The sequence below is a fragment of the Nocardiopsis sp. NPDC006198 genome, from assembly GCF_040613895.1.
Lineage (GTDB): Bacteria > Actinomycetota > Actinomycetes > Streptosporangiales > Streptosporangiaceae > Nocardiopsis > Nocardiopsis tropica.
The window spans coordinates 85,940-104,282 of the sequence record NZ_JBEXSY010000013.1; the positions used below are offsets into that span (position 1 = coordinate 85,940).

The 18,343-nt window shown below is 71.6% G+C and carries 20 protein-coding genes; 6 read left to right on the forward strand and 14 right to left on the reverse strand.

Features of this window, described 5'->3' with window-relative positions:
- The 8 genes from ABZ234_RS11865 to ABZ234_RS11900 all read right to left on the reverse strand — a co-directional run bounded on the left by ABZ234_RS11865 (position 1) and on the right by ABZ234_RS11900 (position 4,957).
- Entirely contained in the window at positions 1–741 is a 741-nt protein-coding gene (locus tag ABZ234_RS11865; RefSeq protein ID WP_355011975.1) for a class I SAM-dependent methyltransferase, read from the reverse strand.
- Positions 742–891: 150 nt separating this feature from the next.
- On the reverse strand, positions 892–1,197 hold the full coding sequence (rpsN, locus tag ABZ234_RS11870) for a 30S ribosomal protein S14 (protein ID WP_352986653.1): 306 nt from the start codon (positions 1,195–1,197) through the stop codon (positions 892–894).
- Position 1,198: 1 nt separating this feature from the next.
- Entirely contained in the window at positions 1,199–1,435 is a 237-nt protein-coding gene (rpmB, locus tag ABZ234_RS11875; RefSeq protein ID WP_267945221.1) for a 50S ribosomal protein L28, read from the reverse strand.
- A 39-nt stretch (positions 1,436–1,474) separates the two neighbouring features.
- Entirely contained in the window at positions 1,475–1,732 is a 258-nt protein-coding gene (gene rpsR, locus ABZ234_RS11880) for a 30S ribosomal protein S18 (RefSeq protein WP_267945220.1), read from the reverse strand.
- 2 nt (positions 1,733–1,734) lie between these two features.
- Positions 1,735–2,835, reverse strand: coding sequence for a GTP-binding protein (locus ABZ234_RS11885; protein WP_355011976.1), 1,101 nt, complete (start codon positions 2,833–2,835; stop codon positions 1,735–1,737).
- A 297-nt stretch (positions 2,836–3,132) separates the two neighbouring features.
- Complete coding sequence (locus tag ABZ234_RS11890; protein WP_355011977.1) at positions 3,133–3,537, reverse strand: transcriptional regulator; 405 nt, start codon at positions 3,535–3,537, stop codon at positions 3,133–3,135.
- Positions 3,534–3,998, reverse strand: coding sequence for a hypothetical protein (locus ABZ234_RS11895; RefSeq protein ID WP_355011978.1), 465 nt, complete (start codon positions 3,996–3,998; stop codon positions 3,534–3,536). Before ABZ234_RS11895 ends, ABZ234_RS11890 begins: the two co-directional genes overlap by 4 nt.
- A 317-nt stretch (positions 3,999–4,315) precedes the next feature.
- Positions 4,316–4,957 (reverse strand): TetR/AcrR family transcriptional regulator, encoded by a 642-nt coding sequence (locus ABZ234_RS11900; protein WP_355011979.1) that lies wholly within the window; start codon positions 4,955–4,957, stop codon positions 4,316–4,318.
- A 282-nt stretch (positions 4,958–5,239) separates the two neighbouring features.
- On the opposite strand from ABZ234_RS11900, the gene ABZ234_RS11905 reads away from it, so the two are divergent.
- The 4 genes from ABZ234_RS11905 to ABZ234_RS11920 all read left to right on the forward strand — a co-directional run bounded on the left by ABZ234_RS11905 (position 5,240) and on the right by ABZ234_RS11920 (position 9,875).
- A complete protein-coding gene (locus ABZ234_RS11905) occupies positions 5,240–7,510 on the forward strand; it encodes a glycoside hydrolase family 3 C-terminal domain-containing protein (RefSeq protein WP_355011980.1) in 2,271 nt (756 codons plus the stop codon).
- Positions 7,507–8,790, forward strand: coding sequence for a polymorphic toxin-type HINT domain-containing protein (locus ABZ234_RS11910; protein ID WP_355011981.1), 1,284 nt, complete (start codon positions 7,507–7,509; stop codon positions 8,788–8,790). The genes ABZ234_RS11905 and ABZ234_RS11910 overlap by 4 nt, the downstream gene beginning before the upstream one ends.
- A 12-nt stretch (positions 8,791–8,802) precedes the next feature.
- Complete coding sequence (locus tag ABZ234_RS11915) at positions 8,803–9,219, forward strand: DUF4259 domain-containing protein (RefSeq protein ID WP_355011982.1); 417 nt, start codon at positions 8,803–8,805, stop codon at positions 9,217–9,219.
- A gap of 221 nt (positions 9,220–9,440) precedes the next feature.
- A complete protein-coding gene (locus ABZ234_RS11920) occupies positions 9,441–9,875 on the forward strand; it encodes a helix-turn-helix domain-containing protein (RefSeq protein WP_355011983.1) in 435 nt (144 codons plus the stop codon).
- A gap of 107 nt (positions 9,876–9,982) precedes the next feature.
- Here the strand turns inward: ABZ234_RS11920 and ABZ234_RS11925 are convergent, their stop codons facing one another.
- Positions 9,983–10,399, reverse strand: coding sequence for a hypothetical protein (locus ABZ234_RS11925; RefSeq protein WP_355011984.1), 417 nt, complete (start codon positions 10,397–10,399; stop codon positions 9,983–9,985).
- Positions 10,400–10,551: 152 nt separating this feature from the next.
- Between ABZ234_RS11925 and ABZ234_RS11930 the strand changes: the two genes are divergently transcribed.
- Complete coding sequence (locus ABZ234_RS11930) at positions 10,552–10,857, forward strand: hypothetical protein (protein WP_355011985.1); 306 nt, start codon at positions 10,552–10,554, stop codon at positions 10,855–10,857.
- A 237-nt stretch (positions 10,858–11,094) separates the two neighbouring features.
- On the opposite strand, the gene ABZ234_RS11935 is transcribed toward ABZ234_RS11930, so the two are convergent.
- Both ABZ234_RS11935 and ABZ234_RS11940 read right to left on the reverse strand, forming a co-directional pair.
- Entirely contained in the window at positions 11,095–12,084 is a 990-nt protein-coding gene (locus ABZ234_RS11935; RefSeq protein ID WP_355011986.1) for an aldo/keto reductase, read from the reverse strand.
- A gap of 10 nt (positions 12,085–12,094) precedes the next feature.
- Complete coding sequence (locus ABZ234_RS11940) at positions 12,095–12,979, reverse strand: aldo/keto reductase (RefSeq protein WP_355011987.1); 885 nt, start codon at positions 12,977–12,979, stop codon at positions 12,095–12,097.
- 198 nt (positions 12,980–13,177) lie between these two features.
- Between ABZ234_RS11940 and ABZ234_RS11945 the strand changes: the two genes are divergently transcribed.
- Positions 13,178–14,062 (forward strand): helix-turn-helix transcriptional regulator, encoded by an 885-nt coding sequence (locus ABZ234_RS11945; protein WP_355012021.1) that lies wholly within the window; start codon positions 13,178–13,180, stop codon positions 14,060–14,062.
- An 89-nt stretch (positions 14,063–14,151) separates the two neighbouring features.
- On the opposite strand, the gene ABZ234_RS11950 is transcribed toward ABZ234_RS11945, so the two are convergent.
- The 3 genes from ABZ234_RS11950 to ABZ234_RS11960 form a co-directional block, all read right to left on the reverse strand.
- Positions 14,152–15,930 (reverse strand): glycoside hydrolase family 15 protein, encoded by a 1,779-nt coding sequence (locus ABZ234_RS11950; protein WP_355011988.1) that lies wholly within the window; start codon positions 15,928–15,930, stop codon positions 14,152–14,154.
- Between the two features lie 67 nt (positions 15,931–15,997).
- Positions 15,998–17,806 (reverse strand): thiamine pyrophosphate-requiring protein, encoded by a 1,809-nt coding sequence (locus tag ABZ234_RS11955; RefSeq protein ID WP_355011989.1) that lies wholly within the window; start codon positions 17,804–17,806, stop codon positions 15,998–16,000.
- A 70-nt stretch (positions 17,807–17,876) separates the two neighbouring features.
- Complete coding sequence (locus tag ABZ234_RS11960) at positions 17,877–18,176, reverse strand: hypothetical protein (RefSeq protein ID WP_355011990.1); 300 nt, start codon at positions 18,174–18,176, stop codon at positions 17,877–17,879.
- Positions 18,177–18,343: the final 167 nt, after the last annotated feature.

The following is an 18,343-nucleotide window of genomic DNA, read 5'->3' on the forward strand; positions in this document are numbered from 1 at the left end:
TCAGCCCTCCGGGAGGAGCTTGTACAGCCCGGCCTCGGAGGGGCCGTGCGGCACGGCCCGCAGGCGGTGGGGCGAGGTCTCGGCGCGCAGCGCGTCCTCGGTGATCGTCCACCAGTCGTAGCGGACGTCGTCGGAGGCGAGGACCCGCCCGCCCTCGTGGACCTCGTAGGTCATGTGCCAGTTCACCCGCTCCGGGCCGCTGGGCTCGGCGGCGGCCCAGCCGACGTAGGAGCGGTCGCCGAGGCGGACCTCGCTCATCCGCGCCCGTTCCACCCGCTCGGGCTTCAGCGGTGCGGCGAGGTTGAGCAGGATGAACGCCCCGGGGGCCAGGCGCGGGGCCAGGTCCTCCCAGAGCCGGTCGCGCTCGTGCGGGCTGAAGTGCCCGATGAGGTTGGCCATCACCATCCCGCCGATCCGGTCGGGCAGGTGGGCCGAGAGCAGGTCGTCGCCGTCCACGGTCACCCGGTCGCGCAGGTCGGCGTCCTCGGCGATCCGGGAGAGCAGCACCGTCCTCAGCGGGAGGGAGGGCTCGACGGCCAGGATCCGGGCCCCGGGCAGGGCGGCGGCCACGAGGCGGGTCCCGTGGCCCCCTCCGGCGCCGGCGTCCACCACGGGGCCGGCGTCGGAGGGGAGCTCCCCCAGAGCCTCGACGAGGGTGTCCCCGTGGTGCTCCCACCAGCCTGCGATCATGATGTCGATGTACTGCCCGGAACGGGCGTAGGGGTCGTTGTGTTCAGGCACGGTGCGTCTCCTCGCCGAAGTGGTGCGCCCTGGTCGGGGTGGTGGTCGTGGCCGCTCCCGAGGGCCCGCGGCCCTTCCGGCGGGCCCGGCCGGGGCCGGGCGCCCCGCTCCGGCCGGACAGCCGGAGCGGGGACGCCCACGGGTTCTCCGCTACCAACTGGACTTGGTGATGCCCGGCAGCTCCCCGCGGTGGGCCATCTCCCGGAAGCGGATGCGGGAGAGGCCGAACTTGCGGAGGTGTCCCCGCGCGCGGCCGTCCACCGAGTCGCGGTTGCGCACCCGGGTCGCGCTGGCGTCGCGGGGCTGGCGGCGCAGTTCGGCGAGGGCCGCGGCGCGCACGTCCTCGTCGGTGCGGGGGTTCTTGATGAGCTGCTTCAGCTCGGCGCGGCGCTCCGCGTAGCGGGCGACGACGGCCTTGCGCTGCTCGTTGCGGGCGATCTTGCTCTTCTTCGCCATCTCAGACCTTCTCCCCGCGGGCGCGGATGTCCGCGACGACGCGCTCGATCCCGCGCGCGTCGATGACCTTCATGCCCTTCGTGCTCACCCGGAGTTTGACGAAGCGCTGTTCGCCGGGCAGCCAGTACCGCTTGCTCTGGATGTTGGGGTCGAACCTGCGCTTGGTCCGCCTGTGGGAGTGGGAGACGGCGTTTCCGAAGGACGGGGACTTCCCCGTGACCTGGCATACGCGGGACATGGTGACTCCTTGTCTTTCCAGGACCGTTTCCGGTCCTTCTCAGGCCTTCTGCGTCGGCGTGTTGGAGGGGTAGGGCAGCAGGGCCATCTCGCGAGCGTTCTTGACCGCCGCGGCGATCAGCCGCTGCTGGCGTGCGGTGACCCGGGTCACCCTGCGGCTGCGGATCTTCCCCTTCTCGGAGATGAACTTGCGCAGGAGGGCGGTGTCCTTGTAGTCGACGTAGTCCTGTTCGCCCAGGGGGTTCGTGAAGGTCCGCGACGTCTTGCGCTTGTCGGAACGGCGTGCTGAAGCGGGCATGCTCACCTTTCTGAGAACTCCGCGAAGGGGTCGGTGCTGAATTCCTGGCCCGTCTCCTCGTCGGTGACCAGGCAGGAGTCCAGCAGTGATTCCAGGGCCGCGGTGTCGAGGCCGACACCGACGAAGGAGAGGTGCTGGCGCCGGTCGCCCGCCTCGGGGTCCCAGTCCAGGAGCGCGGAGACGCGCCTGGCCTCGGGGGCGAGGTCCATGGCGGCCGGGGGCAGGGCGTCCATCCACGGGCCGCCGTCCTCCACCAGGAGCAGCGCCCCGAACGATTCCCAGACGAGGAGGGAGTCGGCCTGGCTGGCCAGCCAGAAGCGCCCCCGGCCGCGGACGCTCGTGGACAGCACCTGTTCGAGGGCGTCGGCGAACCGCTGGGGGTGCAGGGGGCGGGTGCGTGTCCAGGTGAAGGTGCGCACGCGCCCGTCGAGGCGGTCGCCGTACTGGGCCCAGGCCGGGTTGGACCGGGCGTGGGCGGCCCCCGGGTCGAAGAGGCCCCGTGTCGGGTCGATCGCCCGGGACCCGGGGAGCGCGACGACCGCCGCGGGGTTGAGGTGCTCCACCAGGACGTGCGCCTCGCTCCCGGCGTCGGTCCCGTACAGGTCGATCACCGAGGGGTACTCGATCTGCCTGGTGAGCACCTCGCTCACGGTGCGGTTGTCGTCCTCGGCGATGTCCAGGCCGCGGTCGCCCAGGTCGTCGTCGCTGAGCAGGTCCTCGACCAGGCGGCCGGAGTCCACCGCGCCGACGACGGCGACCAGGCGCAGGGCCCCCTCGTGGGCGATCGCCTCGGCGATCAGCTTCGGTTCGACGCCGTCCCAGGCCTCTACGACGCACAGGCCGGGCGGATCCTCCGCCGCCATGCGGAGCAGGTAGGGGATCAGGTCCTCCCGCAGCGTGCACGAGGCGCAGGCGTGGACGAGGTCGACGTGCTCGCGTTCGACCCGTCCCGTGGCGTCCCGGACCACGCGGTGAACGATCCCCTCCCCGATCTCCTCCAGGTCGTGGTGCACGGACACCGATCCTGGGGACGTGGCGAGCAGTTCGTCGACCGAGAGTCCACGTGCCGACCGGTGCAGACCGGTGACCAGGACCACGCGCATGTGCCCTCCTTCCCGTAGGGGCTTCCACCAAGGAAGTGAAAACGATTATCGTTTCCGAAAGTCTACAGGGTGTTCGGAGGGGTGCGTCCACGGCCCCGTCTGCGGGGGTGGGGTGGTTCGTCGGTGCTGTGCGGCCGGGTCCGGACGCCGGGGCCCTCCGCTGCCCGCGCCGGTCCGGGGGCGGCGTGCAGCACGAAGCCCCCGCTCCGGACCGGGGGTCCTGTGGGGAGCGGGGGCTTCTCGTGCGGGTGCGGCGGGCCGGGCGGCCCTACCGGTCGGGCCGGGCCGCGGGGGAGGTCACCGCCGACTCGGGTCCTCTTCGCGGGCGGGTTCGGCCGGGGAGGCGTCCGAGGGGCCCCCGTTGAGCGTCCGGTCGACGGCCGAGGCCAGCTCGGCCAGCCAGGCCAGGTGGCTCCGCAGGGCCGTGCGCCCCTCGGGGGTCAGTCGGAACCACGTCTTGGGACGGCGCCCGACCGCTCCCTTGCGGACGTCGAGGTAGCCCGCGGTCTCCAGGGTGCGGCTGTGCTTCGACACCATCGGGTCGCTGACGCCGAGCAGGTCGCGGACGGTGGCGAAGTCGACCCAGTCGGCGCTCTGCAGGAGCGCGCACATCGCCAGCCGGGGGCCGGTCTCCAGGATCGGTCGGCGACCGGTGGCGCTCGCGCCCGGTTCGCTGTCGCCGGGGTGGTCAGGCTCGGTCACGGCTTGACCCGGCCGGCCTCGATGCTCCGGCGCATGGCCGCGCGGACGCGCATGTACCCCACGAGCGGGACGGCCGCGACCGGTAGCAGCGCGGCGAGCGCGAGGCCGGTGTGTCCGTGGTCGACCAGGGCCCGGATGCCGAGGAAGCCGGCGGCGGTGGCGGCCAGGACGGCGATCCACAGGGTCCGGGCGCCGGGGTAGGAGGCGACGTGGCGCGGGAGGTACACGCCGGTGCGCCGCCGCCGGACGATCGCGTAGACCGCCGACGCCGCGGCCACGGCGACCAGGGTCCAGTCGAGGTAGGCGCCTTCGGCGGGGAGGAGCGTCCTCCAGATCGGAAGGCCCGCGAGCAGTACGCACACCACCGCGAAGACCACCCAGTAGGAGCCGGGAGGCGAGGTGTGGGCGGCGATCCTGCGACGGGCCTCGGCGACTTGGTCGAGCTCGGGCGTGCTGGCCATGTCTGTCTCCTCTTTGGTATCTACTTTCCTTTTGGAAAGTAGATACCAAAGAGTGGGTGATGTCAACGGCAGAGGATCCGAAGCGGGCCGTCGGCTCCGCCGGCGGGCGGGTGTTGTCCCAGGTCGGGGCAGGGCAGGACAAATCCACGGAAAAACGGGTGTCCGGCGGTCTCTGTGGAGGGGAGCGGGGCGGGCAGGTCGGGAAGAGGGGCCTCGAGTTACCGGGTGGGTGAGGCGGGCCATTGCGTGGGGGACGGGCGCCTGGTCGCAGGAGGTTCGCAGCCCCGGTCACCGGGGCGTCGGCGTGTCCTCCCGCGTCACACGCCGACGGAGGGGTCCAGGAGCACGGCCCGGCCCTCCATCCAGTTCTGTCCCGTGAGGCGGCGGAACGCCTGGACGAGGTGGTCGCCGAAGTCGAAGGAGGGGTCCAGGAGCCACTGGGCCTGGAGGCCGTCCCAGGTCGCGAGGAACTGGCGCGCGACCCCGACGGCGTCGAGGCCGGGGTGGGCGGTGCCCTCGCGCTGGCGGTGGCGCACCACCCGGGCGAAGTGCGCCACGGCCTCCCGGTTGTGGCGGGAGAGGAACTCCTGGGCCGGGTGGTCGGGGGAGGTGGCGCGGCCCAGGAGCGCGGTGTGCAGGCGCATGACGTGTGTCCGCTCCGCCGTGGTGTCCACGAACGCGCGCAGGTCGTCCAGGCCCATGGCGGGGTCGGACGTGAAGGGGCGCAGCGCGGTCTCCTCGTCGGACAGCTCCAGGGCGGCGACGAGGAGGTGCTCCTTGGTGGGGTAGTGGTACAGCGCGGTGGCCTCGCTGGTCCCCGCCCGCCGGGCGGTCCCGGCCGTGGTGACCCGCTCGTGGCCCTCCTCGAGCACGGTGTCGAGCACCGCTCGGGCGATGCTCCTGCGGCGCTCGGTCGAACGGGCGTAGGGGCCGCGCGACCCGGTGGAGGTGGTGCTCATGGTGATCACTCTAGGCTTCCCCCAAAACCGGTGTCGACTCGAATTTACTCGAAGCATTGCCCTTGTCTCGACTTCGATCAGGTCGGTATGCTGCGGATCTCTCGCGAAAACACATATTCACTCAGTTTTGGTGGGTCGTCCCGCGGCGTCCACCGCACGGCGGCGGCACCGCCGTCCCGCGCCCGCGGAGCGCGGGACGGTCCGGGCCCGACGTCCGGCCCCGGCACGGTCCGGGCGGCGCCCCGCGAGGGGACCCATGACCGACACGAAGGAGCTCGCGCCTTGAACGCACACCCCGGACCCGTCCCCGACCTGAGCGGGCTCACTCTCGCGGAGCTGGCCTCGCTGAGCGGCGGCGCCGACTTCTGGAGCACCAAGGCCGTGGGGGAGGTCCCCTCCCTCGTGCTCACCGACGGGCCGCACGGGGTGCGCCGCCAGGCCGGCGCCACCGACCACCTCGGGCTCGCCGAGAGCCTTCCCGCGACCTGCTTCCCGCCGGCCGTAGGCCTGGCCCAGAGCTGGGACCCCGACCTGGTCCGGCGGGTGGGCGCCGCCCTCGGGACCGAGGCCGGCGCCCTGGGGGTCGACGTGCTCCTGGGCCCGGGGATCAACATCAAGCGCGACCCGCGCGGCGGACGCAACTTCGAGTACTACTCCGAGGACCCCTTCCTCGCCGGCGTCCTCGGCGGCGCCTGGGTGACCGGGCTCCAGGGCGCCGGCGTGGGCGCCTCGCTCAAGCACTTCGCCGCCAACAACGCCGAACACGACCGGATGCGCTCCAGCTCGAACGTCGACCCGCGCACGCTGCGCGAGATCTACCTGCGCGCCTTCCAGAAGGTCGTGCGCACGTCCGCCCCGTGGACCGTGATGTGCTCCTACAACCGCATCAACGGCGTCTACGCCTCCGAGGACCACTGGCTGCTCACCACCGTTTTGCGCGAGGAGTGGGGCTTCGACGGCGTGGTCGTCAGCGACTGGGGCGCGGTGCGGGAGCGCTCCGCCTCGGTCCCGGCGGGGCTGGACCTGGAGATGCCCGGCGACGGCGGGGCGAGCGACGCGCGGCTGGTCGCCGCGGTGGAGGACGGCTCCTGCTCCCCGGAGGACGTCCGCACGGCCGCCTCCCGCGTGGCCGCGCTCGCCGCGAAGGCGGCCCACGCCCGCGGGGAGCGTGCGGCACGGGAGTCGGGGACCCACGAGGTCACGGCGCAGGACGCCGAGGCCCACCACGCGCTCGCCCGCGAGGTGGCGGCGCGGTGCGTCGTCCTGCTCAGGAACGAGGGAGGACTCCTGCCGCTGGCGCCGGGCTCCTCGGTCGCCGTCATCGGCGGGTTCGCCCAGAACCCGCGCTACCAGGGCGGCGGCAGCTCCCACGTCAACCCCACGCGCCTGGACGTGCCCCTGGAGGAGATCCGCGCCCTGGCGGGGGACGGCACGGTCACCTTCTCCCACGGGTACACCGATGGGGAGGACGGCGACGCGGGCCTGCGCGAGCAGGCGGTGCGCGACGCGGAGAACGCGGACGCCGCCGTGGTCTTCCTCGGCCTTGCCGAGCACCAGGAGTCCGAGGGCTTCGACCGGGATCACATCGAACTGCCCGCCGAGCAGCTCGACCTGCTCGCCGCCGTCGTGGGCGCGCAGCCCCGCACGGTCGTCGTGCTCTCCCACGGCGGCGTGCTGCGCCTGGCCCCGGTCGCCGAGCTCGCCCCGGCGATCCTCGACGGGGCGCTGCTCGGCCAGGCGGGCGGCGGCGCGATCGCCGACGTGCTGTTCGGCCGGGTCAACCCGTCCGGTCGGCTGGCCGAGACGGTGCCGGTGCGGTTGCAGGACACCCCCGCGTACCTGAACTTCCCCGGGGAGAACTCCGCGGTGCTCTACGGCGAGGGCCTGTACGTGGGCTACCGCTGGTACGACGCCCGTGAGACGGAGGTGGCCTTCCCCTTCGGGCACGGGCTGTCGTACACGAGCTTCGCCTACTCCGACCTGCGGCTGGAGCAGGACGGGACCGGCGTCACGGCGAGCGTGACCGTGACCAACACCGGCGACCGGGCCGGGCGCGAGGTCGTGCAGTTCTACGTCTCCAAGCCCGACTCGGCCGTGTCACGGGCGCCCCGCGAGCTGAAGGGCTTCGCCGGCGTGACCCTGGAGCCCGGACAGAGCGAGAGGGTCTCCGTGCTCCTGGCCCGTGAGGACCTGGCGTACTGGGAGGTGCGGGCCGACCGCTGGGTGGTCGAGGGCGGCGAGTACACGGTGTCGGCCGGTGCTTCGAGCCGCGACCTGAGAGCCGAGGCCGCGGTCACCGTCGAGGGCGACGAGCTGCGGCTTCCCGTGACGCTCGACTCGACGCTGGGCGAGGTCATGGCCGACCCGAAGGTGGCGGCCGTTCTCGGAGAGGCCCTCTCCTCCTCGCCGCTGGCCTCCGGCGACTCCTCCGCGCTGGGCATGGACATGGTGCGCATGATGGCCTCGATCCCGCTGGGCCGCCTCGCGTCCTTCGGGCCGGTGGGGCGCGAGGAGCTCCAAGCCCTCATCGCCCGCATCAACCAGGAGGCGTGAGCGCAGGGCCGCCGTCCCCGGAGCGGGACGGCGGCCCACCCCCTTCCGGTATCCGACCGCGTACCCGGCGGCTCCGGGATCCGGCGTTCCCCCGAAGCGTCGGGCGCGGGGAGAAGGTCGAGGCCCGCAACAAGCTGATCGCTGCCGCGGCGGGGCTGGCGCAGCTGGTCGCGGACGAGTTGGGGATCACAGCCGGCCTGGAGTGCTTCACCACGGGTGATCTGGGGGCGTGCGGCGAGACGGCGCTGAACGGCGCGTCGATGTTCGTGGGTGGCCTGGCGGGCAAGATCGCCGTCAAGTACGGGCTCAGATGGGGCAAGGCCGCAGAACTGGGGCGTAGGATCGCCGATCTCGGCGGTGAGCTGATCGACGGGGTCAACGGCCTGATCAGGGCCAACCGCAAGGTCGACAACCTCTGCGCACCCGGTAACAGCTTCGTGCCCGGTACACGGGTGGTGATGGCCGCCGGGTCGCCCAGACCCATCGAAGAGGTCGATGTCGGGGACCAGGTGTTGGCGACCGATCCGGAGACCGGTGAGCGGACCGCGCGGACGGTGCTGGCCACCATCATCGGGTCGGGTGCCAAGCACCTGGTGCAGATCATGGTGGATCCGACCACCGAGCGCGAAGCGGCTGATGAGGACGCCGGCTCCGAAGCTGAAGGCGAGCAGATCGAGCAGGCAGGGATCCCGGGTCCGGTAACGGCGGGGGACGTGGTCATCGCGACCGACGAGCACCCGTTCTGGGTGCCCGACCTGGGACAGTGGGTCGACGCGGTCGACCTGGCCCCGGGGACGTGGCTGCAGACCTCGTCGGGCACGTGGGTGCAGGTCTCCGCGGTCCGGGCCTGGACCCAGTCCGCGACGGTCCATAACCTGACCGTCCAGGGCGTCCACACGTTCCACGTGGCCGTTGGGGACCTGAACGTCCTCAACCACAACGCCAACTGTGGTCCTGGTACTCAATTTGATCTTCCAGATGAACCTGGTATTTATACCATCCGCCTTAAAGACGGGAATAAGTATGTAGGAAGTTCTACTTCCAGCATGAGGCAAAGAGTAAATAAGTCTATGCGATCCAAGCATGCTGTGCGAAGGGCTGGTTATTCGCATGGTGATGTAAACAATGTTACTCATGTTTCTTTGTTGTCGGGTGTGTCAAGTCAGGCCACTAGGCGTTTGGAGCAGACGACCATGGAAGGGCTGAAGTCTCGAGGTGTAACTGTTGTGAACAGAAGAGATCCCGAGATTCAGATTCCAATGGGAGATTACTTTTTGTAGGGGGTTGACGGTTTGGGGACTTGGGGTGCTGGAGTCTTTGAAAACGATGCAGCTGAGGATCTCTTGGATGAACTGGGTTCCGTGAAGGCTGAAGATAGAACTGAGGTCCTAAGGAGGGTGCTCGCGATTCCTGATTCCTCGGAGGATGATCTTAGGCGTAAGGTTGATCCTGCTGAAGTGCTAGCGGGAATTGCGGTGATTGCCGTCAATGTTTCAGAGGGTCCCAGGTTCTCGGGGGAGGAAGATTATCCAAGAATGAGATCCTGGCTTTGCGGAAGGGTGCAGCATGATCTTAAGACCCTTTCCGTTCGGGCGTTAAATTTGGTCGATCGTGAGTTTGGCTGGTATTGGGATAGTTGGATTGATGAAAAGGAGAGGGGTTTGGCTCTTGCTGATGTTGAGAAAATCAGGGGAATGATTTCTGTTTAGCTATTAATCTTTTTTGGTGCTGCAAAGATTTTTGTGTTGTAGTGGACACGCGCGGTAGGGGGCCGTGTTTGGTTACTGCCGATCTCGAGACCTAGTGTCCTGCGTCTGAAATTTGAAGGCTAAGTTGTTGCCCTGTTGTCATGTCTCCAGGCCCTCGTGCTGTTGAAGTTGTCCTGTCCGCTGAAGAACGCGCGGAGTTGTTCCGTTGTGCAAGTGGAGCGGTGGCGCCCCGGTTCGCAGAACGGGCGCACATCGTGCTGGCGTGCGCGGACGGGGCGCCCAACGCACGTGTGGTGACCCAGGTCGGCGTCACGGCAGCCACGGTGAGGAAGTGGCGCGGCAAGTTCGCCGCCCGGCGTCTGGAGGGCCTGCACGACGAGCCCCGTCCCGGGTGGCCGCCCTCGGTCCTGCTCGATGAGGTCGAGGACGTGCTCGTGGCGACCCTGGAGTCCACACCCGGATTGGACACGCACTGGTCGCGGGCCTCGATGGCCGAGCGCACCGGGCTGTCGAGGTCGACCATCGGTCGGATCTGGAAGCGCTTCGACCTCAAACCGCACCTGCAGGATGCCTTCAGGCTCTCCACCGATCCGCAGTTCGTCGCCAAGGTCGTCGATGGAAGACGGGTGAGCGGGCTCTGGATGTCCTGGACCTGATCGAAGGCGACCGTTCGAGGCTGGTCGGCTTCAGAGACGTTGACGCCCGGTCCTGGCGCAGCTGAAAACGGGGTCCCCCGAGCTGCGGCGCGGAAGCGGCGAAGCCCTCATCGCCCGTGCAGACCGGGAGGGGTGAAGCGGGGGCGGAAGAAGCGGCGGCCGTCGACCACCGCCCCGGCCTCGATCTCCCGCAGAGTCCACGGGTGGGCGGAGTGGTCGTCGACCGCTACACCGCCGTGCGCGAGGAGCAGTGCGACGGCCCGGTGGACCTCCGCGATGCCGTCCACGCGCCCGGAGACGTCCATCTGCACCGCCCAGGCGGGGCGGCGCCCGACCGCTGTCGCGAGGACCGCCACGTCGTCGGGGTCCCAGTCGGAGAACAGGTGGCCCGTCTCCTCGTCGTCGATGTCGATGTAGAGGGCGCCGTCGAGGATCCACGGCTCGCGCTGCCCGGGCATGCTCCGGTCCAGGAGGGCGACGGTCACGGACCGCTCGCCCGGGGGGAAGACGAACACGCTGCGCACGCGGGGAGTGTAGCCGGTGCGGTTCCGCCGCGCCCGTGGACGCTTCCGGGCGCACTCCGCCGCCGACAGGGCTCATGGGGGCCGGGCCCGACCGTTCAGCCGCCACCGTCCCCGACAGCTGCCCCGGCGCCACCGTGCCCGGAGGAGTGGATGTGCAGCTCGCCTACCCGTCCGGCCTGGACGACGGTGCCCGCTCCGTCGCCGTGGAACCCGTTTCGGCTGACGAGGGGCTCCGTGGCGGGAGGCGCCGTCCCGGCCGGGCCGCGCCGGGGTTGTGCCCGCTCCAGTCCGGGCCACCTCTGCGCGGCCTTGTGGGTCAGGACCCTCACGAGGAGGTCAGCGGTTCCCGCGGCGACCTTGCAGGTGAACAGGCCCACGGCGATGACCAGGAGGAACTGGAGGAGCGTGCCGGGGCCGAGCTGGAGGGCGAGTTTCCGGGCAGGCTCCGCCAGCTGTGACGGCTCCGGAAAGACGAAGCCAGAACGCTCAGGGCCAGTGCCTCGATCTTCGCTCGCGCCTTCCCGTTCGCCCGAAGGGTGACCAGGCCGACGCTACCGGAGGCGGACGGCGGCGCGCGAGGGCAAGAGGTGTCCGGACCCGGCCACGGGGCCCGCCGGGGCGCCGCGCCGCCCGGACCGTCCACCGCGCGGCGGTCGGGCCGATCGGGACTCCCGGCCGGCCCGACCGCCGGCGCGTCAGAGGCCGACCATCGCCATCCCCCGGGCGTTGTATCGGTCGCCCCGGACGCCCACCCGTGCGGCGAGTGCGTCCAGGTCGGCGACCTCGTCGGCGGAGAGCGCGATCCGGGTGGCCCCGGAGTTCTCCGCCACCCGGCCCCGGCGGCGCGTGCCGGGGATCGGCACGATCCACGGGTGCTGGGCGAGCAGCCAGGCGAGCGCGACCTGCCCCGGCGTGGCCCCCTTCGCCTCGGCGAGGGCGCTGACGTGTCCCACCAGTGCCCCGTTGGCGTCGATGTTGCCGGCGTCGAACCGGGGGATGGTGGAGCGGATGTCGCCCTCGGCGAACTCGGTCGAGGAACCCACGGTCCCCGTCAGGAAGCCCTTGCCGAGCGGGCTGAACGGGACGAACCCGATGCCGAGTTCGCCGCAGGCCGGTAGCACCTCCGGTTCGGGGTCGCGGGTCCACAGCGAGTACTCGCTCTGCACCGCCGTGACGGGGTGGACCGCGTGGGCCCGCCGGATTGTCCCGGCGCCCGCCTCGGACAGCCCGAAGTGGCGGACCTTGCCGGCCGCGACGAGTTCGCCGACCGTCCCCGCGACGTCCTCGATCGGCACGTCGGGGTCGACCCGGTGCTGGTAGAAGAGGTCGATCACGTCGGTGCCCAGCCGCCGCAGCGACGCGTCCGCGACCCGTCTGATCTGCTCGGGCCGGGAGTCGGTCCCGACCATCCTGCCGTCCCGGATGTCCCAGCCGAACTTGGTGGCGATCACGACCCGGTCGCGCAGGGGCGCCAGCGCCTCGCCGACGAGTTCCTCGTTGGCGTAGGGCCCGTAGACCTCGGCGGTGTCGAAGAAGGTGACGCCCTCCTCCTCCACGGCGTGCCGGATCACGCCGACCATCTCGTCGCGGTCCCCCGGGTTGGGCCCGTAGCTCTGGGACATGCCCATGCAGCCGAGGCCGACGGCGGAGACCTCGAGGCCCTGTCCGAGCGTGCGCGTGTGCATGGCGGCCTCCTCAGGCCTCGGGGATCTCGATGCCGAAGTTCTCGCGGGTGATGTCGGCGGCCTCGGGGCCGCCGCGGATGCCGGTGTCCAGCGCGTCGACGGCGGCGAGCTGCTCGCCGGTGAGCTCGAAGTCGAACACGTCGAAGTTCTCCGCGATCCGGGACGGCGTCACCGACTTGGGGATGACCTGGCGGCCCTGCTGGATGTGCCAGCGCAGCATCACCTGTGCGGGTGTCTTGCCGTGCGCGTCCGCGATCTGCCCGATCACCGGGTCCTCCAGGGTGGAGCCCTTCGACCCGTCGCGGTAGAACGTGATGCCCCCGATCGGCGACCAGGCCTGGTTGAGGATGCCGCGCTCGCCGTCGTACTCCAGCAGCTCCGACTGCCGGAAGTAGGGGTGGACCTCGATCTGGTTGACCGCGGGCACGATCCCGGCCCCGGAGAGCAGCCGGTCGAGGTGGTCGGGCATGAAGTTGGAGACGCCGATCGCGCGCACCCTGCCGTCGGCGTAGAGCTTCTCCAGGGCCTTGTAGGCCTGGACGGTCAGCTCGAACTCGCCGGGCAGCGCCTGGTGCAGGATCAGCATGTCCAGCTGCTCGACGCCGAGCTTGCCGGCGGACTTGTCGAAGGCGTGCAGGGTCTCGTCGTAGCCGTAGTCGGTGATCCAGACCTTGGTCTCGAGGAAGACCTCGTCGCGCGCCAGACCGGAGCGGCGCACCGCCTCGCCCACCTCGCGCTCGTTCCCGTAGGCCGCGGCGGTGTCGATGTGCCGGTAGCCCGTGGACAGGGCGGTCTCCACGGCCGTGATCGTCTGCTCCGGCGGGGTCTGGTAGACGCCGAAACCGAGGACCGGCATTTCCACGCCGTTGTTGAGAGTGACGCTCGGAATGCTCATGTACGCCACGCTAGATCAGGGGTGACCTGCGGAGGAGTACCTGGTGATCCGGGTACCCGCAGTGCCCCCCACGCACCGGATCCGGCGGCCGGACCGGCGCGTCCCCGGCCGGGCGGGTCCCCGTCCCGCGGCCGTTCCGGGTAACGGCAGTACCTCCCACGCCGCGGGCGGTGCGCCTACCGTGGGGGCATGGCAACGATGGACCTGCGCAGCGAGATCCGCGAATTCCTGAGTTCGCGGCGGGCGCGCATCACCCCGCGGCAGGCGGGCCTCCCGGCGTACGGGGGCAACCGCCGGGTCAAGGGGCTGCGCCGCGAGGAGGTGGCGATGCTCGCCGGGGTCTCGGTGGACTACTACGTGCGCATGGAGCGCGGCAGCCTGGCCGGCGCCTCCGAGGGCGTGCTCGAGGCCCTGGCCTCGGCGCTGCAGCTGGACGAGGCCGAACGCGAACACCTCTTCTCCCTCGCGCGGGAATCGGGCGCGCGGAGCGGGCGCCGCGGGCGGAGCGCCCCCGCGACCGTCCGACCGGCGCTGCGACAGGTCCTCGACGCGATCACCGACGCCCCGGCCTGGATCCGCAACGGCCGCCACGACGTGCTTGCCATGAACCGGCTCGCCCGGGCCCTCTACGCCCCCGTGCTCGCGGACCCGCGGCGTCCGGCGAACACCGCCCGGTTCGTCTACCTCCAGCCGGAGGCGGCCCGGGAGTTCTTCGTCGACTACGACCAGATCGTCCGCGACGCGGCCGCGATGCTGCGCCTGGAGGCGGGCCGCAACCCGCACGACAAGTCGCTCATCGCCCTGGTCGGCGAACTCTCGACCCGCAGCGAGCTGTTCCGGCAGAGGTGGGCCTCCCAGGACGTGCGCTTCCACCGCTCCGGGCGCAAACGGCTCTTCCACCCGGCCGTCGGCCTGCTCGAACTCGACTTCGAGGCGATGGAACTCCCCGCCGAGCCGGGCCTGCAGCTGAACGTCTACACCGCGCCGGCCGACTCACCGGCGGCCGACGGGCTCAAGCTGCTGGCCTCCTGGGCGGCCGACCAGGAGCGGCTCTCCACCGAGGAGCCCCCGGCCACCCGCTGACCCGGTTCCCGACACCGCCCGGCCCCGTCCCGGGCCCTCTGCGTCCCCTGGCCGTCCGGAGTGCCGGGCAGGCGCGCGGGAGCACCCCCTCAGTGGAACACCCGGTCGGACCCGGCGGGGGCGGCCAGCCGGACGGCGGACTCCAGCATCAGCGCGTGCACGAACGCCTGCGGGAGGTTCCCCCGCATCTGGCGCTGGCCGATGTCGTACTCCTCGGCGAACAGCCCGGGCGGCCCGCAGGCGGCGCGGTTGCGCTCGAACCAGCGCAGCGCCTCGCCGTGCTCGCCCTGCTGGTGCTCGGCCAGGGCCGTCACGAACCCGCACAGGAGGAAGGCCCCCTCGACCTCCTCCAACGGGCGCCCGTCGTGCCGGAAGCGGTACGCGTAGTGGTCGTGGGTGAGTTCGCGGACGAAGGCCCGGAGGGTGTTCACCGTCCGCGGGTCCCCGGCCGGCAGGGCGCCCCGGAGCGGGGGCAGGAGCAGGGAGGCGTCCAGGCCCGGGTCCTCGGGGCTGCGCTGCCACCGGCCGCCGGGGTGCAGGCTGGTGGCGGCCGTCTCGGCGACCATGGAGTCGGCCAGGCGCGTCCACTCGTTCACGCGGCCCGCGGTGGGGGCCGCACCGGCCAGGGCCCGGAGCCCGGCCGCGCAGATGAGCCTGCTGTGGGTCCACGCCCTGTCGCCGATCTCCCAGATGCCGGCGTCCGGCCTCCTCCTGTACCGGGCGACGGCGCCGACCGCCGCGTCCGCGGCGAGCCAGCCCTCCGGTTCCAGCCGACCGTGCCGGTGGGCGGTGGCCAGCAGGATCAGCGCCTCACCGAAGGCGTCGAGCTGGAACTGCCGGTTCACCCAGTTGCCGACGCGGTCGAAACCGCCCGGGTACCCCTCCAGGCCGAGCGTCTCCTGGTCGGGTATCCGTTCCCCGGCGACGGTGTAGGCCGGGGCCAGGTGCGGGCCGTCCTCGAGAAGCCGAGCCGAGACGAAATCCACCGCGCAGTCCAGGAGGGGGAAGCTCCCGGCCGCGGCCGCGGCCAGGCCCGCGTAGCACTGGTCCCGGATCCAGACGTACCGGTAGTCGTAGTTGCGCCCGGTTCTGGCGCGCTCGGGGAGGCTGGTGGTGGCCGCGGCCACCATCCCCCCTGTGCTGCTGGTCAGCCCCCGCAGGACCGCGTAGGCGTGTCGGGAGTCCCGCGGGGCGAGGCCGTGGTCCAGGGCGGGGACCGTCCTGGACCACTCGGCCGTCGTCGCCTCCCAGGCGCGGGAGGCGTCCACCACGGCGCCGAGGGGGCCGTCGGAGATCTCCAGCACCAGGTCGTGGTGTTCGCCGGCCGAGAGGGAGACCTCGGCCGCGAGGCCGGCGGGCTCCCCGCCGCGTGGCACGGGGTGCGCGGAGGGCGCCCCGCTCCACCGCAGGCGCAGGTCGCCGGACCGCGCCGTCCACACGCCCTCCTCCAGGTGGAACGAGGGCGCGCCGCTCCGGCCGAAGTCGGCCGCGGGTTCGAGCCGCAGGTCGAGACGGGCGTCCCCCTGCACGGCTGTGATGCGCCGCAGCAGCACGGCCCGGTGCGGGTCCCCCGGGAACGCCAGCGCCTCACGGCACTCGGTGATGCCCGCCGCGGTGGTCCAGCGGCTGCGCCAGACCAGTGTGCCGGGCTCGTAGTGGCCGCCGCCGACGAAACGCCCCCGCGGGGTGACCGTGTAGTGGCCGGGCCCTCCGACGAGGTCGCCGAAGACGGCGCCGGAGTCCCAGCGCGGGGCGCACATCCAGACGATCTCCCCGTGCAGGCCGATGAGGGCCCCGCGCTCGCCGTCCGCGAGCAGCGCGTAGTCCCGCAGGGTCTGCGGCTCGGGCCTCCCGTGTACGTTCCTCATGGTCTCCTCGTCCCGGGCGCCGCGTCCGGCACGGCGGTCCCCCGCACCCGGCCGGCCCTCCGGCCGTTCAGCCGCGCTTGTGGTGGCGCCCCCGGCCCGGGAGGAAGTCCTGGATCTTGGCCTTGACCCCCTGCCTGACGATGCCGGCGCTCTCGCTGTCTCCCTGGAGGACCGCCGAGGCCGCGGCCTCGATCTGTTCGAGGGTGGCGTGCGGCGGGATCGGGGGGACGTCGGGGTCGGTGCGGAAGTCGATGACGAAGGGCCGGTCCGCGCCCAGCGCCCTGTGCCAGGCGCCCAGGACGTCCTCCGGCCTCTCCACGCGCACCCCGTCGAGGCCGATCAGGCGCGCGAAGTCGGCGTAGGGCACGTCGGGCAGGGACTGCGAGGGCAGGAACTGCGGTGCGCCGGACATGGCGCGCATTTCCCACGTGACCTGGTTGAGGTCGTGGTTGTTGAGGACGGCCACGACCAGCCTGGGGTCCTTCCACTCCTGCCGGTACTTGGCCGCGGTGACGAGCTCGGCCATGCCGTTCATCTGCATGGCCCCGTCGCCCACGAGCGCCACGGCGGGCCGGTCCGGGTGGGCGAACTTGGCGCCGATGGCGTAGGGGACCCCCGGCCCCATGGTCGCGAGCGTGCCCGACAGGGACCCCCGCATGGTTCCGCGGATCCGGAGGTGGCGTGCGTACCAGTTCGCCGCCGAACCCGAGTCGGCCGTCAGGATCACGTCGTCCGGCAGGAGCGCGTCCAGGGCGTGCACGACGTACTCGGGGTTGAGGGGATCGGCCTCCACGGCGGCCCGGCGCTGCATGACCTCCCACCAGCGTGCCGTGTCCTTCTCGACCTTCCTGCGCCAGGCCTTGCGCTTCCTGTCGCGTTTGAGCTGGGGGAGCAGGGCGGCGAGGGTCTCCTTCGCGTCCCCGACGAGGTTGACCTCGAACGGGTAGCGCAGGCCGATCATGTGCGGGTCGATGTCGATCTGCACAGCGCGCGCCTGGTCGAACCCGGGGAGGAACTGCGAGTACGGGAAGCTGGACCCCACCACCAGCAGGGTGTCGCAGTCCCGCATGAGCTCGTAGGAGGCCCGGGTGCCCAGGAGGCCGATCGAGCCCGTCACGTACGGCAGGTCGTCGGGCAGGACGTCCTTGCCCAGCAGGGCCTTGGCCACCCCGGCGTCCAGGCGCTCCGCGAGCGCGACGACCTCGGCGCGTGCGCCCGCGGCCCCCTGGCCGACCAGGACGGCGATCCGTTTCCCCGCGTTGAGCACCTGCGCGGCCCGGGAGAGGTCCGCGGGCCTCGGGACGGGGACGGGGGAGGAGAGGCCGAGGCTGGACGGCACCATCTTGAACTCGTGGGTCGGCGGCGAGTAGTCCATTTCCTGCACGTCGGCGGGGATGATGACGGCGGTCACCGTCCTCCTCGCGTACGCGGTGCGCATCGCCCTGTCGAGGACGTTGGGCAGCTGCTCGGGGACGGTCACCATCGCGCAGTAGTCCGAGGCCACGTCCTTGTAGAGGCTCAGGAGGTCGATCTCCTGCTGGTAGGAGCCGCCCATGGCGCTCCTGTCGGTCTGCCCCACGATCGCCACGACGGGGACGTGGTCGAGCTTGGCGTCGTAGAGGCCGTTGAGCAGGTGGACGGCGCCGGGCCCCGAGGTCGCCGCGCAGACGCCGACCCTGCCGGAGAACTTCGCGTAGCCGACCGCCTCGAAGGCGGCCATCTCCTCGTGCCGGGCCTGAATGAACTTCGGTTCGTCCTCCGCCCGCCCCCAGGCGGCGAGCAGGCCGTTGATGCCGTCGCCGGCGTAGGAGAAGACGTGTTCGACGCCCCATTCGCGCAACCGCTGCAGGACGTGGTCCGAGACCTTGACCGCCATGGGTTCCCTCGTCTTCCTGGTGGTGGGACAGGTGCCGCGACCGTGCGGACCGGTGGCGCGCGGGCGCCGGTCAGGCCCGCCGCCGTGCGCGGTACCGGGCGTCGGCCGCCGTGCCGGACACGGCGGCCGGGAGGGGCTCCTCCAGCTCCCCGGAGGCGGGCCCGACCCGCGCGGCCCCGGCGTCGCGGGGCACCACCACCCCGAGGGGCACCCGGTGGTAGGCGGAGGCGTCCGTGGAGCAGACGGCCGGGCTGCCCGGGCCGAACCGCGCCTCCCCGTCCATGCGGCGGCGCAACTCCTTCCGGAGGGCTGCGACGTCCACGGGGGTACCCTCGTCCGCGGCCGGACCGGTGACTGCGCTTTTCGGCATGGGGGCAGCGTTCCCGCAGGTGGTGTCGGCCACGCCGGGAATGATGGACGGGTGGCAAAAAATGTCCGGGGTGGCGGCAAAGAAGGCAATGGAAGGGCATTCCCCGGGAAACGCGGTGTCCTTGGAAAGGGAAATGCCGTGTGCATTCCCCTTTCCGGGACCGGTCG